The sequence below is a fragment of the Rhodococcus sp. LW-XY12 genome (assembly GCF_019317345.1).
GTDB classification, from domain to species: Bacteria; Actinomycetota; Actinomycetes; order Mycobacteriales; family Mycobacteriaceae; genus Rhodococcus; species Rhodococcus pyridinivorans.
Window position 1 is genome coordinate 4,589,295 of record NZ_CP079225.1, and the last position, 14,437, is coordinate 4,603,731.

Consider the following 14,437-nt stretch of genomic DNA (forward strand, 5'->3'; position numbering starts at 1 on the left):
AACCTCGAGTGACTGTTCTCTCGGACAGTTTATGGACTCGCACCTCGGGAGGACTCATACTCGAGGTCACGACAGGGACGCGATTCCCCGAACGTTCCGGTTCACGTGTCCTTTGTCCGGTCGGTGTCGCGGGATGGTTGGACGCGCTTCGGCTCCCCCGGCATCTTCGGGTGATTCGGCGGATACGGCAGGTCGCCGATACCGTCCGCCTCGTCCCGTTCGGCCATCTCGAGCAGAACGTCCAGCGAGTGCGCATGCGCATCGAGATCCGCCATCGGATCGCCGCGCTTCGCCAGCAGATCCGGCACCGTGGCGATCGTGAAGTCGTCAGGTTCGGCGTCGACCAGCTCGTCCCAGGTCAGCGGAGTCGAGACGGTCGCGATCGGGGTGCGACGGACCGAGTAGGCCGAGGCGATCGTCTTGTCGCGCGCGTTCTGGTTGTAGTCGAGGAAGAGCCGCTCTCCGCGCTCCTCCTTCCACCACGCCGTCGTCGCCCGCCCGTCGCTGCGCCGCTCGATCTCACGCATGAGCGCGATCCCCGCACGACGGACTCCGACGAAATCCCATTCGGGCACGATCCGCAGATAGATGTGGAGTCCCCGCCCACCGGACGTCTTGGGATATCCGGCGAGTCCCAGTTCGTCGAGAAGCGGGCGCACGACCTCCAGCGCCACGGCCCGCGCGTCGCCGAAATCGGTTCCCGGTTGCGGGTCGAGGTCGATGCGCAATTCGTCGGGACGGTCGGTGTCGCCGCAGCGCACCGGCCACGGATGGAAGGTCACGCACCCGAGATTGGCCGCCCACACCACGTCGGCGGCCGAACACACACGCAGCGCATCGGCGGTACGCCCCGACGGGAACGTGATCTCGCAGGTCGCCACGTGGTCGGGTCGCTTGACCGGTGCCCGCTTCTGATAGATCTCCTCCCCCTCGATGCCGTCGGGAAAGCGCTGCAGATGCGTCGGCCGATCGCGCAGAGCCGTCAGGATCGGTGCGTCGAACTCGGTGGCGACCCTGCGGTAGTACTCCACGAGGTGCCGCTTCGTGCCACCTGCGGCGCCGAGCTGCGGGAAGTAGATCTTGTCGGGGTTCGACAACCGCACGGGCGTGCCGTCGACGTCCAACTCCTCCGCGGGCGAACGCTTCGTGGCCATGTCAGTCCTCCGTCCGGTCGAGCACATCCGACAGGTCGTAGCGCACCGGCACCTCCAGCTGGTCGAACGTGCAGCTCTCGGGGTCACGGTCGGGACGCCACCGCAGGAACTTCGCTGCGTGCCGGAACCGCATCCCCGCTCCCGACACACCTTCCATCTGGTCGTACGCGACCTCCACGACACGTTCGGGACGCAACGGCACCCAGCTGCGGTCCACCGCCGAACGCCACCGCGTCGGTTCGCCCTGCTCGACGACGTCGTCCCCGAGTCGCAGCGGTTGCAGTTCGGCGAGCAGTTCCTCGCGCCGCTCCCGCGTGAACGCCGAGGCTCCGCCGACCATCGCGAGTTCGCCGTCGTGATAGAGCCCGAGCAGCAACGACCCGATGCCCTCGACGCTCTTGTGCATGCGGTAGCCCATGAGGACGCAGTCGGCGGTGCGGGCATGTTTGAGCTTGAGCATCTCCCGCTTGTCGGGCACATAGAGCCCGTCGAGTCGCTTGGCGATCACGCCGTCGAGGCCGGCCCCTTCGAACTCCTCGAACCAGCGGCGGGCGGTATCGGTGTCGGTCGTGGCCACGGTGACATGACAGCTCTTACCCCCGCCGATCTCGGACCGCAGCCGCGCGCGCCGCTCCGCGAACGGGGTCTCCATGAGATTCTCGTCGGCGAGAGCGAGCAGATCGAAACCGACGAACACGGCCGGTGTCTGCTCGGCGAGCATCGTGACCCGGCTGGCGGCCGGATGGATCCGCTCGGACAGCGCCTGCCAGTCGAGTCGGGTGCGGCCGTCGTGTTCGCGCGGGACGACGATCTCCCCGTCGACCACGCACCTGCGGGGCAGTTCGGCGCGCGCGGCGTCGGCGAGTTCCGGGAAGTAGCGCACGAGGTCCTTGCCTCCGCGCGAGCCGAGAACCACCTCGTCACCGTCGCGGAAGACGATCGCCCGGAAACCGTCCCATTTGGGTTCGTAGGACCACTCGTCGGGACCGTCTTCGGGTTGGGAGGGGACGGTGGAGGAGACCTTGGCGAGCATCGGGGCGAGCGGCGGCACCACAGGCAGGTCCATGCGGCACATCGTTCCACCCTGTACGGGTACCGGCAGCACTTCCGTAGGCTCTTCGACCATGAACATTCTCCGAGGGGCGGCCGGTGCCGCGATGGCGTTGGCGGCAGCAGGGGTGCTCGGAGGATGCGCGACCCAGGTCGAAGGGCAGGCCGTGCCCGCCGCGAACGCCCTGGACACGTCCACGGCGCCGTCCTTCTCCCTACCCACCACGACCCCGTCGGCGTCGTCGTCGACCGAGTTGAGCGTCGACGTCGCAGCCGGCGAATGCGTCGCGCTCGGCGGCACGGTCGACGACGCGACCATCGACTACGCGGTGTGCGGCAGCCCGAGCTCGAATTACAAGGTCGTCGACGTCGTCGATGCCAGTGCCATGTGCCCCGGCGACATCGACCAGACCTACTACGAGTCCTTCGGCGGCATCGAGGTCGGCGCGTTGTGTCTCGACATCGACTGGGTGGTGGGCGACTGCATCGACCTCGGCGGCGAGGATCCGCAGCGCATCGACTGCGGTGAGCCCGCGATCCAGGGCGAGGAGGTCACCGAGATCCTGTTCGACACCTCCGACGTGAACGACTGCTCCACGTCCGAGGGGGGGTTCGTGTACCGGGAACGCAACTTCGTGGTCTGCACCGACACCATCTGAGGTTCTCTCCTTGTGCGGATGCCCGTCGCGGCCGCGACGGAGCATGTCGGTGCCTCCCGCAACAATGCGTTCGACAGATCATCATCCGACGGACGCGAGGACGGAACATGACGCACTGGCCGGACAGACCGATCTGCGCGTTCGATCTCGAGACCACCGACCGGGATCCCCGCAACGCCCGCATCGTCACGGCATGCGTCGCGACCTTCGACGGCGATCGCATCGGCACACGCTCGTGGCTGCTCGACCCGGGTATCGCGATACCCGAGGAGACCACCGCGATCCACGGCATCACCACCGCCCACGCCCGCGCCGAAGGACTCGACTATCTCGAGGGATACAAGCAGATCCGGCAGGCCGTGAGCGACGCGTGGGCGCGCGGCCACATCGTCGTCGCATTCAACGCCAGCTACGACCTGACGGTCCTCGACGCCGAAGGACGCCGGCTCGGCCTGACGGGGCTCGACATCGGCACGGTCGTCGACCCGTACGTCATCGACCGGGAGATGGACCGCAGCCGGCCCGGCAGGCGCACACTGCAGGCGGTGTGCGAGGCGTACGGGGTGTCGCTGCCGAATCCGCACGAGGCCGAGGCCGACGCGCTCGCCGCCGGCCACCTGACCCGCGCGCTCGTGGCGAGATTCCCCGAGCTCGCCGAACTCGACATCATGGCCGATCAGGCCGCCTGGCACGCCGAACGGCAACGCAGCTTTGCCGAGTACCTGCGCGGGCTGGGTCGCGAGGTCGTCGACGTCGACGACAGCTGGCCCGTCCGGCTCCCCACGCCGGTGGGTACCGATGTCCTCGAGCGTCCCGCGACCGAGACCAGGTTCCGGCGCGCGCTGCGCGCGATCCGCGAGTTCTTCCGGCGACTGCGCCGCCGCTGATCAGGAGTGCGGTCGATCAGGGCAGCAGTCCCTGCCGCCGCGCCTCGACGACCGCCGCGTGCCGACTGTGCACATCGAGTTTGTCCATGGCGTTGCGCAGATAGGTCTTCACCGTCTCCACGCGCAGCGACAACCTGTCGGCGATCTCCGCGTTGCGGCAGCCCAGCGCCACATGGCTCAGCACGTCGTGCTCGCGCGCGGTCAGATGCGTCCGCGGCTGCGACGCACCGTCGCGCGCCCGGGCCAGTGTCTCCTCGACGTTCCGCACCTGTTCCCTGATCACCGGGTCGTCGGTGCGCGCCGCGATCGCCCGCAACGCGACGAGGCTTTCCGTCAGCGCTTCGGAGACGGAGGCAGGCACGGTGGCGCCGTGCGCGGCCCGCGTGTTCCCGATCAGCGACACGCGGCGATCGACCTCGTCGCGGATTTCGATCTCCCGCGCGAGCTCCGCGGCCGACCGCACGACCTTCTCCGCTACGACGTCGCCGATGGGCCGGTTGACCCTCAGCCCGCCGTAGATCGCCGCCCGGGTGCGTCCGCGCACCACGACCGGCACGGCGAGCAACGACTCGATTCCCTCCCCGGCGACCTGCCGGTCGTAGTGGTGGGTGATGTGCGGGGAGGTGAAGTAGTCGGCGACCGCGCCGGGTCGTTGTTCGACGACCACCCGACCGCCGAGTCCACGTTCGGCGGCGATCACCAGATTGCGCAGGGCACGACCGCGGGTTCCGACGAATCCGGACAGGACGACGTCCGAGCCCTGCACCGCGCCACCGAAGAGCACCGGTAGTTCCGTCGTCGCCTCGAGGTCGCGCAGCGTGGCGCGGAGGGTGTCGAGATCGTCGGGACGCAACACACCCGGCACGGCGACATCCATCGATTGCTCCTGCTCTTCCCTCCGAACACCCACTTTCGAGGGTAGAGGGGCCAGTTCCACGATTTGTAACCTGCACATCGCCCGGTGTTGCAACGATCACAGAAGACGCCGGAATCCGAGTAGGCCACCCCGGAGGTATCCGTGTCCATCGCCCCCGTCCGTCCCGGCTCGACCGGAGCCGCGAACTACAGCCAGATGAGCCCGCTGCGCTTCCTCGAACGGTCCGCGGCGGTGTTCCCGGATCGCACCGCGATCATCCACGGCGACCGCACGTACACCTACGCCGAGTTCGCCGACGAGGCGCAGCGGCTCGCGCGCGTGCTGCGCAGCCGTATCGAGCCGGGCGACAAGATCGCGTACCTGACTCCGAACGTGCCCGAGATGCTCATCGCGCATTTCGCGGTTCCGCTCGCGGGCGGTGTGCTGGTCGCGCTGAACTCGCGCCTGGCCGGGCCGGAACTCGAGTACATCCTCGACCACTCCGAGACGAAGCTGCTGTTCGTCGACTCAGAACTGCTCGGATCGGTCGCGAAGGTCCGCGACAACGTTCCGGGCGTCGCCGAGATCATCGAGGTCCCCGACTCCACCGTGCCCGCTCCCGAGGTACCCGCCGGGGTGGCCACCGCCCGGTACGACGAGTTCCTCGCGCAGGCCGACTCGCTCGATGCGACGCCGCTGCCGTGGAGCGTCGACGACGAGCTCGGCGTCATCACCCTCAACTACACCTCGGGCACGACAGGCAAACCCAAGGGCGTGATGTACACCCATCGCGGCGCGTACCTGAACTCGCTGGGCGAGACCTTCCACAACAGCTTCGACGGGCAGAGCAAGTATCTGTGGACACTGCCGATGTTCCACTGCAACGGCTGGTGTACGCCCTGGGCGGTGACCGCTGCGGCGGGCACCCACATCTGCCTGCGGGCGGTGCGGGCCGACGCGATCTGGGATGCCATCGACAACCTCGGTGTCACCAACCTGTGCGGTGCGCCCGCGGTGTGCTCGACCATCGCGAACGCCGAGCAGGCTCATCCACTCGACCGTCCGTTGCGGATCACCACGGCCGGCGCGCCGCCGTCGCCGACGGTGATCGCCCAGCTCGAACAGATCGGCATCACGGTTGTCCACGTCTACGGACTCACCGAGGTGTACGGCCCGTACACGATCTGCGAGTACCAGGACAGCTGGGACGACAAGCCGGCCGACGAACGCGCCGCGCTGCTCTCCCGTCAGGGTGTGGGCATGCTGCAGGCCGAGACCGCGCGGGTCGTCGACGAGGACATGAACGACGTGCCCGCCGACGGCGAGACCATGGGCGAGATCGTGCTGCGCGGCAACAACGTCATGCTCGGCTACTACAAGGACCCGGACGCGACCGAGGAGGCGTTCCGCGGCGGCTGGTTCCACACCGGCGACCTCGGCGTGATGTACCCGGACGGATACATCCAGCTCAAGGACCGCGCGAAGGACATCATCATCTCCGGCGGCGAGAACATCTCGACCGTGGAGGTCGAGCAGGCGATCGTCAGCCACCCGGCGGTGCTCGACGTCGCGGTCGTCGGCGTTCCGGACGAGAAGTGGGGTGAGCGTCCCAAGGCGTTCGTGATCCTGAAGAAGGGCGAATCGGTCACGGCCGAGGAGATCATCGACTACACGCGCACGCTGCTCGCCGGGTACAAGGTGCCGCGCGACATCGTCTTCCCGCTGGAGCTGCCCCGCACCTCGACCGGCAAGATCCTGAAGTTCGAGCTGCGATCGGCCGAAGCCGCCGAGGGGTGAGCCGACCCCTCACGACTGCATTGGATACTCGACGCCATGACATCCGGTACCGGTAACAGCACCCGTCGCCTCGATTCGACGGGCCCCGATCCCGCCCAGTTCCGGGTGCATGTCGTCACGCAGGCGATCCGTTTGTTCTCCGAGTTCGGCTACGAGTCGACCACCGTCGAGCAGATCGCCGCGGCCGCAGGGGTGTCGCGGCGGACCTTCTTCCGGCAGTTCCGGTCGAAGGAGGACGGGATCTTCGCCGATCACGAGTCGCTGCTCGAGCAGGTCGCCGAGTACCTCTCGCAGGATTTCGACGATCCGTGGGCGGCGGCCTGCGAGGGGGCCAAGCTCGTCTTCGGGCACTTCCGGGACCGGCGCGAGCTGGCGGTGTGGCGGTATCGGGTGGTGCAGCGGGTGCCGGCGCTGCGGGAGCGCGAACTCGTCACCACCTACCGCTACGAGCGGTTGTTCACCGATTTCCTGCGCGCCGCCGTCCCGACGGAGAAGCCGGTGCGCACCGTCAGCTTCGCGGCGGCGATGACCGCCACGCACAATTTCGTGTTGCGCGCGATGATCCGCGGCGACGAGACCGCCACTGCCGAACGCCTCGAGCAGGAGCTGCTCGAGCTCCGCCGCACGTACGGGGTGGTTCCGGTGCCCGAAGGCGCGACGAACGGGAAGGTCGCGCCGGCTCCGCCGGCGGTCGCGGTGGTGACCTATCCGGCCCACCTGACACCGGCCGAGATCGCCGAGCAGGTTCGGCTCCAACTCGAAGGCGCACAGCAGCGCCGTTGACCTGGCACTGAGTGCCGTGGTTACAATCGACTCATTCCGTCACGTCGCGAACCCTCGCCCCGATATCGTCGAGGGAGCTACGTTCGCAAATCTGGCACCGCGTGCCGTTAGGAGTCCGCCGTCATGGCCCTCAATCCCGACTTCGATCTGTTCAAGCTCTCCGAGGAGCACGACGCGCTGCGCGAGGCCATCCGCGCGCTCGCCGAGAAGGAGATCGCGCCCTACGCCAAGGACGTCGACGAGAACTCCCGCTTCCCGCAGGAAGCCCTCGACGCCCTCAACAAGTCGGGCTTCAACGCCATCCACGTGCCCGAGCAGTTCGAAGGCCAGGGCGCCGACTCGATCGCCGCCTGCATCGTCATCGAAGAGGTCGCCCGAGTATGCGGCTCCTCCTCGCTGATCCCCGCCGTCAACAAGCTCGGCACCATGGGCCTGATCCTCCGCGGCTCCGACGAACTCAAGGCCAAGGTCCTCCCCGACATCGTCAACGGCGCGATGGCCTCCTACGCGCTGTCCGAGCGCGAAGCCGGCTCCGACGCCGCCTCCATGCGCACCCGCGCCAAGGCCGACGGCGACGACTGGATCCTCAACGGCTCCAAGTGCTGGATCACCAACGGTGGTAAGTCCACCTGGTACACCGTCATGGCCGTCACCGACCCCGAGAAGGGCGCCAACGGCATCTCCTCCTTCATGGTCCACAAGGACGACGAGGGCTTCGTCGTCGGACCGAAGGAGAAGAAGCTCGGCATCAAGGGCTCCCCCACCGCCGAGCTGTACTTCGAGAACTGCCGCATCCCCGGCGACCGCATCGTCGGCGAGCCGGGCACCGGCTTCAAGACCGCTCTCGCGACCCTCGACCACACCCGCCCCACCATCGGTGCGCAGGCCGTCGGCCTCGCCCAGGGCGCCCTCGACGCGGCGACCGCCTACGTCAAGGACCGCAAGCAGTTCGGCCGCCCGATCTCCGACAACCAGGGTGTGCAGTTCATGCTCGCCGACATGGCGATGAAGGTCGAGGCCGCACGCCTGATGGTCTACACCTCCGCCGCTCGCGCCGAGCGCGGCGAGCCCAACCTCGGCTTCATCTCGGCCGCCGCGAAGTGCTTCGCGTCGGACGTCGCCATGGAGGTCACCACCGACGCCGTGCAGCTGTTCGGTGGCGCCGGCTACACCACCGACTTCCCGGTCGAGCGCATGATGCGCGACGCGAAGATCACGCAGATCTACGAGGGCACCAACCAGATCCAACGCGTCGTCATGTCGCGCGCGCTGCTGCGCTGACACCGGTCGCGTAGGTTACCCCCGGAACATCGAAGCGATCAGGAGTTACCGCAGTGGCAGTGGAAAAGGTAGGCGTGATCGGTGGCGGCACCATGGGTGCCGGTATCGCCGAGGTGTGCGCCAAGGCCGGTAGCGACGTCCTCGTCAAGGAGACCACCGAGGAGTTCGCCGCCGCGGCACGCGAGCGTCTGAAGAAGTCGATCGGACGTGGCGTCAAGTCCGGCAAGATCACGCAGGAGGACGCCGACGCGGTCCTCGGACGGATCCGCGTCACCCTCGACCTGAAGGAGTTCGCCGACCGCGACCTCGTCGTCGAGGCCGCCCCCGAGATCGAGTCTCTCAAGGTGGAGATCTTCTCCGAGCTCGACAAGATCGTGAAGCCCGAAGGCATCCTCGCCACCAACACGTCGTCGATCCCCGTCATCAAGATGGCGCAGGCGACGCAGCGGCCCGGCAAGGTCGTGGGCGTGCACTTCTTCAACCCGGTGCCGGTGATGCCGCTCGTCGAGATCATTTCGGCGCTCACCACCGACGAGGCCACCGCCGACACGGTGTTCGACTACGCGAAGAACACCCTCGGCAAGACGGCCGTGCGCGCAGGCGACCGTGCGGGTTTCATCGTCAACGCCCTGCTCATCCCGTACCTGTGCTCGGCAGTGCGCATGCTCGAGTCGGGCTACGCGACGAAGGAAGACATCGACGCCGCGATGAAGGGCGGCTGCGGCTACCCGATGGGACCGCTGACCCTCATCGACACCGTCGGCCTCGACATCACCCTCAACGCCGCGCAGTCGCTGTACGACGAGTTCGCCGAGCCGCACTACGCACCCCCGGCACTGCTGCGCCGCATGGTCGACGCGGGTCGCCTGGGTCGCAAGACCGGCGAGGGCTTCTACAGCTACAAGTAGGCCTCACTCGGACGCCCCTGCCGTTCCTTCTCGGAACGGCGGGGGCGTCTGCGCATCCGGACAGCCGGGGGGTACGCAACAGCAGTTCCGGGTTCGCAACACGGCCAGCAACTGCCGGCGTTGCGAACCTTCACTACGTGTTGCGTACCTCGCGTACGACCGATGCCCCGCTCGAAGTCGCCCGACGGTCCGCTCCGGCTCCGTGAGGGCGCCGTCTGCTATCGTCCCCACCCGGACGTATCGGGGGATTCTGTCGGGGGGCAGTGGTGACATTGCACGTAGATCCTGAAGTGCTGCGCACATTCGCAACCTTCGTGGCGGACACCGCCGACGCGATGAACGACTGGGACGTCGGCGAACCGTATGCCGTGTCGCAATCGGCACTTCCCGGAACAGAATTCGCGGCCGTCTGCGCACGAGCCTTCACCGCCACCGATCAAGCACTCGGCAACGTGTGCAGTCGCCTGCGCGAGATCGTCGACATCACCGACGGCGCCGCGAACGATTACGTCGTCGCAGAGACGGACTTCGTGGCTGCACTCTCGGCGATGGATCAGCACGGATGAGACCTGGAGTCGCTGCGGTCCGGTCCTGGAATCCCGACGCGCTGCGAATCACCGCCGACCACCTCGACGTGCTCGTCGACACACTCGACGACCGCATGAAAGCTCTGCTCACCGAGCAGGATGTGCTCGCCGAGCGATGGTCCGGCGACGCCGCGCGTGCCGCCGCCGCGCGAGTGGTCCGCGAACGCTCATTGGGCAGCGCCATCGCCGAAGCCCTCCTGCAGATCGCGGAGGCGTACCGCACCGGCGCGTGGCTCGTCGAAGGCACCCGCCTGCACCTCCTGTCGGTCGTGGGCGGCGCCGAACAGTCCGGGTTCACCGTGCACGACGACGGCACCGTCGACCCCTCCGACCAGATCCACATCCTCTCGGCGACGCTGCCGGCCGAAGCCGTCGCAGAGACCCGCGTCCGCCTCGAACACGAAGCAACGGAACTGACCCACACCGTCACCGGCGCTCTCGAACAGGCGTCGCGAGCCGCAACCGAAACAGCCGATCGCATCACCGCCGCCGTTGCGGTACTCGAAGCAGCCAGGGATGCCGCGGTGCCGGGAAGGTCGTGCAGAACGAGAACGGCGAGTTCTCCTGGTGGCCTCCGGATTGGCCGGCCTCTATAGCGGGAGCCACTATCGGGTTGACCGCAGACTCGACGAAGGAGGGACTGAAGAGTGCTGCGACAGCGTCCGGGGACGACGTTGCCGGCCGTATTGCGTCTCGAATTGGGCCCGTGGGAGCAGCATTAGGAGTGATCCCCGCGATCTCGAACGACATCGAGACCGGAATGGACCCGGCCGAAGCAGTCGTTACCGAGAGTATTGGCGCTGCATTTGGATACAGGATCGGCTCCGGTTTGGGCAAACTTGTCGGAGGAGTGGCAGGGTCATTGATCGCACCGGGCGTGGGAACCGGCGTAGGTCTTGTTGCCGGGACCGTGCTCGGTGCCACGATTGGGCTGGGTGTCTCGAGAGGATTACAAGGACTATGGCGTTGAGCAATCTATTCAATTGGCGCTCAGCGCTCTTCAGGTCACGCATGATGAAGCCAGACAAGCCACCTGAAAATGCGTGTGCCATCCATTGGCCGTGGCCACAGCACTTTCATGTTGTGGCAATGTTGATCTCAGTACTCATGATTGCGCTGGTGCCTGTCTTCGCTGCACTCACGCTGCAACAGTGGACACAGGATGATGTCCTAGCCGCCGCCGGTTTCGCAGGAATCACGCTCGGACTCGCCCTATCGAGTCCGATCTGCTTCCACGAAGCGGGAATCCGTCATCTCTCCTTGTCACGGCTGGTGGTTCATCACCATCATCCCGAGCACGGTGCTGGAATCCGGATACCGACACGCCGTTGGGGAATCTCGACTGTCGTCGGTACCGCACTCGCGCTCGGAACCTACAGTCTCGCTGCAGCGATCGCGGTTTCACATCGGTCCGGCGAAAGCCTTCTCCCACACGGTCGAACCGAGAGCGAGGGGCTTCCCTTCTTGATTGTTCTGGTATTCGTCTGCTTTGCGACGGCGGTGTTTCTTCTGGTCGTCCGATCGGACACGCGACTCGACATTTATCGCGGGGGTATCCGGAGGCGGGTCTGTAGACGAGTTCTGACTCATGCGCAGCTGATCGATCACTTCATTCCCTGGAACGAGATCGAGCGTATCGAGGTCGGAGATCTCGGCGTCCGCTTGGGGTCCGCACAGTATCCGGTAGTCGACCTTTTCACCGTTTCACCGACGGCAGAAGACCTCCGGACCCGTCACGACGGAGTCAACAGGTTTGCGGTGATGGTTCATCAACTCGCTGTGGAGCCCAACACTCTGTTCACACTCATGAAACGTCTGGTAGAGAATCCGTGCGATCGTGGACTCCTCACGGGATCCGGTGCAGTCGACCTTTTGCGCCCTCCGCCGCTGCGGGAACGATTCCGCGCAGCACGCCAGCCGTCGCGTCAGCACGGGAACAGTCGGTAGGTACGCAACAGCAACATCGGGTTCGCAACGCGGCCAGTAACTGACGGCGTTGCGAACCTTCACCACGTGTTGCGTACCTCGTGTACCACCGATGCCTGTCGCTTTCTGCTATCGTCCCGACCCGGACGTATCGGGGGATTCTGTCGGGGGGACAGTCGTGACGTTGCACGTAGATCCGGCGATGGATCGACACGGATGAGACCGGGAGTCGCTGCGGTCCGGTCCTGGAATCCCGACGCGCTGCGAATCACCGCCGACCACCTCGACGTGCTCGTCGACACACTCGACGACCGCATGAAAGCTCTGCTCACCGAGCAGGATGTGCTCGCCGAGCGATGGTCCGGCGACGCCGCGCGTGCCGCCGCCGCGCGAGTGGTCCGCGAACGCTCATTGGGCAGCGCCATCGCCGAAGCCCTCCTGCAGGTCGCGGAGGCGTACCGCACCGGCGCGTGGCTCGTCGAAGGCACCCGCCTGCACCTCCTGTCGGTCGTGGGCGGCGCCGAACAGTCCGGGTTCACCGTGCACGACGACGGCACCGTCGACCCCTCCGACCAGATCCACATCCTCTCGGCGACGCTGCCGGCCGAAGCCGTCGCAGAGGCCCGCGTCCGCCTCGAACACGAAGCAACGGAACTGACCCACACCGTCACCGGCACTCTCGAACAGGCGTCGCGAGCCGCAACCGAAACAGCCGATCGCATCACCGCTGCCGTTGCGGTACTCGAAGCAGCCAGGGATGCCGCGGCGCCGGGAAGGTCGTGCAGAACGAGAACGGCGAGTTCTCCTGGTGGCCTGACTGGGCAGCTACGACCGCAGCCTCCACTATCGGCGTGATGGCCGACGGAACGAAAGAGGGTCTTACAGCGGCAGCAACAGCGTCCGGTGACGACCTCGCCCGTGGAATCGCGCAAAAGCTCGGGCCGGCTGGGGCGGCACTCGGAGTGGTCCCAGCGATAGTCAACGACATCGAAGGTGGGATGCATCCTGCCGAGGCAGTCGTAACAGAAGGCGCCGGCGCTGCGCTCGGCTACTGGGGCGGCCTGAAGGCCGGAGCTTTTGTTGGATCCCTTGTCGCCCCGGGGATCGGAACCGCAGTCGGACTGGTGGCGGGTGCGGTGGCCGGCGCTTCCATTTCCTGGTTGACCTCCAAGGTTCTACAAGCAGCACTGCATTGATTCGAGTCGTCCACCGCGTTGAAAGGAACAGGGCCAGACTTATGCAACACCAGCACCCGACGATGCCCGTCGGCCTTCCGGACGACAACCAGGCATGGCCTCAGTGCCTTCGCTGCACAGATGCCGTTTTCTCCGTCGCCATGTTCAGTCTTGCAATCCTTCTCGCACACTCGTCTTTCCAGGGCGCCGAGCGTGGGGACGCTACCTACTTCGTCGGCTTCGCAGGTGGAACAGCACTAGCAATTTCGCTCTTCATCATCGGCATCCGTGATGCCGGAATCCGATATCTCGGGTTATCCCGGTCGATTACGGTTCATGAGGATCCCGTGCGAGGACTCGGCTTGGCGATCCCGGTTCGAAAATCGAACACCCGGATCCTCTCGGGAATCCTTTTCGGCACCGCCGCATATGGTGCTTCCGCTTCACTTGGATGGTTCCTGGGATTCGGCGAGTCCCTGATGCCTTCCGGTCGCGACACACTCCCCGGTGCCGTGCTTCTACTCGCCGGTGCAATCGTCATGACCGCTCTTGCGCTCTTTGTCTTCGCCTTCCGCGCAACAACCGAATTACAGATGTTTCGGTAATTGAGTGAGTGGGGATCATAAGGAAAGTCCGGTGTGGTCGAGGAAACCGAGGCACAGGTCGTAGCTCGAGCCGATCCGGGCCAGCCCGGTCTCGGTCGCGGTGCGGACCTCGTCGAGGGTATCGGGACACAGGTTGGCCAGTTCGGTGGATTTCATGTTCCCCCAGACCTGTTCGATCGGGTTGAGTTCGGGCGCATACGCCGGGAGGCGTTCGACGTGGAGCCAGTCACGTTGGGTGGCCAGCCAGGCAGTCATCGCCCGGGACCGGTGGGCCATGAGCCCGTCCCAGAGCACGATGAGCTTCTCACCGGCGAAGTGGGCGCGGAGTTCGGTGAGAAACTCGATGAGCCTGTCGGTGTTGTAGGCGCCGTCGGTCATGGAAAACACGAACGCGCTTTCGCTGCGGTCGGGGCGATAGGCCAGCACCCCGGCCATGGACATGCGCTTCCACGAGAAACGGTGACGGAGTACGGGTGTGACACCTTTCGGCGCCCAGGTCGCGCGGACCACCGGGAGCAGCGATACGCCACTTTCGTCCTGGAAGCAGATCCATGCACCTCGGCGCCGCGCTATTTTTTTATCCGCGGCCACTCGTTCTCGCGCCAGGCCACGATGGCATCCTCGTCGCGTTCGACCGCCCGCCGCGTCGGCCGCTGCCGGCTCCAACCCAGCCGGGTCCGCAGGATCGTCCAGGTCTGGGTGGGACCGTAAGTCACGCCGGTGTGATCCCTCCCGGGATTTCCGGAGGGCTCCTCTCAAGGGAGGATGA

At 66.3% G+C, this 14,437-nt stretch carries 17 protein-coding genes; 12 read left to right on the forward strand and 5 right to left on the reverse strand.

The window, feature by feature from the left end:
- Positions 1 to 101 precede the first annotated feature (101 nt).
- Together KXC42_RS21010 and KXC42_RS21015 are read right to left on the reverse strand one after the other, a co-directional pair.
- Positions 102 to 1,154, reverse strand: coding sequence for a DNA polymerase domain-containing protein (locus KXC42_RS21010; RefSeq protein WP_094979985.1), 1,053 nt, complete (start codon positions 1,152 to 1,154; stop codon positions 102 to 104).
- A gap of 1 nt (position 1,155) precedes the next feature.
- Entirely contained in the window at positions 1,156 to 2,220 is a 1,065-nt protein-coding gene (locus KXC42_RS21015) for an ATP-dependent DNA ligase (RefSeq protein WP_006553685.1), read from the reverse strand.
- Positions 2,221 to 2,278: 58 nt separating this feature from the next.
- On the opposite strand from KXC42_RS21015, the gene KXC42_RS21020 reads away from it, so the two are divergent.
- Together KXC42_RS21020 and KXC42_RS21025 are read left to right on the forward strand one after the other, a co-directional pair.
- Positions 2,279 to 2,863: a hypothetical protein gene (locus tag KXC42_RS21020; protein WP_219129536.1), complete on the forward strand. Its 585-nt coding sequence runs from the start codon at positions 2,279 to 2,281 to the stop codon at positions 2,861 to 2,863.
- A 107-nt stretch (positions 2,864 to 2,970) separates the two neighbouring features.
- Positions 2,971 to 3,750, forward strand: coding sequence for a 3'-5' exonuclease (locus KXC42_RS21025; protein ID WP_064851662.1), 780 nt, complete (start codon positions 2,971 to 2,973; stop codon positions 3,748 to 3,750).
- A 16-nt stretch (positions 3,751 to 3,766) separates the two neighbouring features.
- Here the strand turns inward: KXC42_RS21025 and KXC42_RS21030 are convergent, their stop codons facing one another.
- The gene (locus tag KXC42_RS21030; RefSeq protein WP_200358781.1) at positions 3,767 to 4,627 is read right to left on the reverse strand and encodes a LuxR C-terminal-related transcriptional regulator; all 861 of its coding nucleotides are present in this window, start codon (positions 4,625 to 4,627) and stop codon (positions 3,767 to 3,769) included.
- A 195-nt stretch (positions 4,628 to 4,822) separates the two neighbouring features.
- On the opposite strand from KXC42_RS21030, the gene KXC42_RS21035 reads away from it, so the two are divergent.
- The 10 genes from KXC42_RS21035 to KXC42_RS21075 all read left to right on the forward strand — a co-directional run bounded on the left by KXC42_RS21035 (position 4,823) and on the right by KXC42_RS21075 (position 13,668).
- On the forward strand, positions 4,823 to 6,403 hold the full coding sequence (locus KXC42_RS21035) for an acyl--CoA ligase family protein (protein ID WP_230826516.1): 1,581 nt from the start codon (positions 4,823 to 4,825) through the stop codon (positions 6,401 to 6,403).
- A gap of 36 nt (positions 6,404 to 6,439) precedes the next feature.
- Positions 6,440 to 7,186, forward strand: a complete 747-nt coding sequence (locus KXC42_RS21040; protein ID WP_219129537.1) for a TetR family transcriptional regulator — start codon at positions 6,440 to 6,442, stop codon at positions 7,184 to 7,186.
- A gap of 123 nt (positions 7,187 to 7,309) precedes the next feature.
- The gene (locus KXC42_RS21045; RefSeq protein ID WP_006553691.1) at positions 7,310 to 8,467 is read left to right on the forward strand and encodes an acyl-CoA dehydrogenase; all 1,158 of its coding nucleotides are present in this window, start codon (positions 7,310 to 7,312) and stop codon (positions 8,465 to 8,467) included.
- A gap of 59 nt (positions 8,468 to 8,526) precedes the next feature.
- Positions 8,527 to 9,375 (forward strand): 3-hydroxybutyryl-CoA dehydrogenase, encoded by an 849-nt coding sequence (locus KXC42_RS21050; protein ID WP_006553692.1) that lies wholly within the window; start codon positions 8,527 to 8,529, stop codon positions 9,373 to 9,375.
- Positions 9,376 to 9,665: 290 nt separating this feature from the next.
- Positions 9,666 to 9,941, forward strand: a complete 276-nt coding sequence (locus KXC42_RS21055; protein WP_257605906.1) for a hypothetical protein — start codon at positions 9,666 to 9,668, stop codon at positions 9,939 to 9,941.
- Positions 9,938 to 10,558 carry a hypothetical protein gene (locus KXC42_RS27415; RefSeq protein WP_257605907.1) on the forward strand — a complete coding sequence of 207 codons (621 nt, stop codon included), beginning with the start codon at positions 9,938 to 9,940 and terminating at the stop codon, positions 10,556 to 10,558. Before KXC42_RS21055 ends, KXC42_RS27415 begins: the two co-directional genes overlap by 4 nt.
- A 415-nt stretch (positions 10,559 to 10,973) precedes the next feature.
- Positions 10,974 to 11,909: a hypothetical protein gene (locus KXC42_RS21065; RefSeq protein WP_219129538.1), complete on the forward strand. Its 936-nt coding sequence runs from the start codon at positions 10,974 to 10,976 to the stop codon at positions 11,907 to 11,909.
- Positions 11,910 to 12,104: 195 nt separating this feature from the next.
- Complete coding sequence (locus tag KXC42_RS21070; protein ID WP_257605908.1) at positions 12,105 to 12,743, forward strand: hypothetical protein; 639 nt, start codon at positions 12,105 to 12,107, stop codon at positions 12,741 to 12,743.
- Positions 12,743 to 13,084 carry a hypothetical protein gene (locus KXC42_RS27420; RefSeq protein ID WP_257605909.1) on the forward strand — a complete coding sequence of 114 codons (342 nt, stop codon included), beginning with the start codon at positions 12,743 to 12,745 and terminating at the stop codon, positions 13,082 to 13,084. The genes KXC42_RS21070 and KXC42_RS27420 overlap by 1 nt, the downstream gene beginning before the upstream one ends.
- Before the next feature lie 41 nt (positions 13,085 to 13,125).
- A complete protein-coding gene (locus tag KXC42_RS21075) occupies positions 13,126 to 13,668 on the forward strand; it encodes a hypothetical protein (protein WP_219129539.1) in 543 nt (180 codons plus the stop codon).
- Positions 13,669 to 13,683: 15 nt separating this feature from the next.
- Here KXC42_RS21075 and KXC42_RS21080 read toward each other — a convergent pair whose 3' ends face one another.
- Positions 13,684 to 14,259 (reverse strand): IS630 family transposase, encoded by a 576-nt coding sequence (locus KXC42_RS21080; RefSeq protein ID WP_197481974.1) that lies wholly within the window; start codon positions 14,257 to 14,259, stop codon positions 13,684 to 13,686.
- Complete coding sequence (locus KXC42_RS21085) at positions 14,238 to 14,384, reverse strand: winged helix-turn-helix domain-containing protein (RefSeq protein ID WP_219129540.1); 147 nt, start codon at positions 14,382 to 14,384, stop codon at positions 14,238 to 14,240. The genes KXC42_RS21080 and KXC42_RS21085 overlap by 22 nt, the downstream gene beginning before the upstream one ends.
- Positions 14,385 to 14,437: the final 53 nt, after the last annotated feature.

Excerpts from the sequence above, each read along its gene's own strand:
- KXC42_RS21010 (WP_094979985.1), bottom strand. The coding sequence starts at position 1,154 with ATGGCCACGAAGCGTTCGCCCGCGGAGGAGTTGGACGTCGACGGCACG.
- KXC42_RS21015 (WP_006553685.1), bottom strand. The coding sequence starts at position 2,220 with ATGGACCTGCCTGTGGTGCCGCCGCTCGCCCCGATGCTCGCCAAGGTC.
- KXC42_RS21020 (WP_219129536.1), top strand. The coding sequence starts at position 2,279 with ATGAACATTCTCCGAGGGGCGGCCGGTGCCGCGATGGCGTTGGCGGCA.
- KXC42_RS21025 (WP_064851662.1), top strand. The coding sequence starts at position 2,971 with ATGACGCACTGGCCGGACAGACCGATCTGCGCGTTCGATCTCGAGACC.
- KXC42_RS21030 (WP_200358781.1), bottom strand. The coding sequence starts at position 4,627 with ATGGATGTCGCCGTGCCGGGTGTGTTGCGTCCCGACGATCTCGACACC.
- KXC42_RS21035 (WP_230826516.1), top strand. The coding sequence starts at position 4,823 with ATGAGCCCGCTGCGCTTCCTCGAACGGTCCGCGGCGGTGTTCCCGGAT.
- KXC42_RS21040 (WP_219129537.1), top strand. The coding sequence starts at position 6,440 with ATGACATCCGGTACCGGTAACAGCACCCGTCGCCTCGATTCGACGGGC.
- KXC42_RS21045 (WP_006553691.1), top strand. The coding sequence starts at position 7,310 with ATGGCCCTCAATCCCGACTTCGATCTGTTCAAGCTCTCCGAGGAGCAC.
- KXC42_RS27415 (WP_257605907.1), top strand. The coding sequence starts at position 9,938 with ATGAGACCTGGAGTCGCTGCGGTCCGGTCCTGGAATCCCGACGCGCTG.
- KXC42_RS21065 (WP_219129538.1), top strand. The coding sequence starts at position 10,974 with ATGATGAAGCCAGACAAGCCACCTGAAAATGCGTGTGCCATCCATTGG.
- KXC42_RS21070 (WP_257605908.1), top strand. The coding sequence starts at position 12,105 with ATGAGACCGGGAGTCGCTGCGGTCCGGTCCTGGAATCCCGACGCGCTG.
- KXC42_RS27420 (WP_257605909.1), top strand. The coding sequence starts at position 12,743 with ATGGCCGACGGAACGAAAGAGGGTCTTACAGCGGCAGCAACAGCGTCC.
- KXC42_RS21075 (WP_219129539.1), top strand. The coding sequence starts at position 13,126 with ATGCAACACCAGCACCCGACGATGCCCGTCGGCCTTCCGGACGACAAC.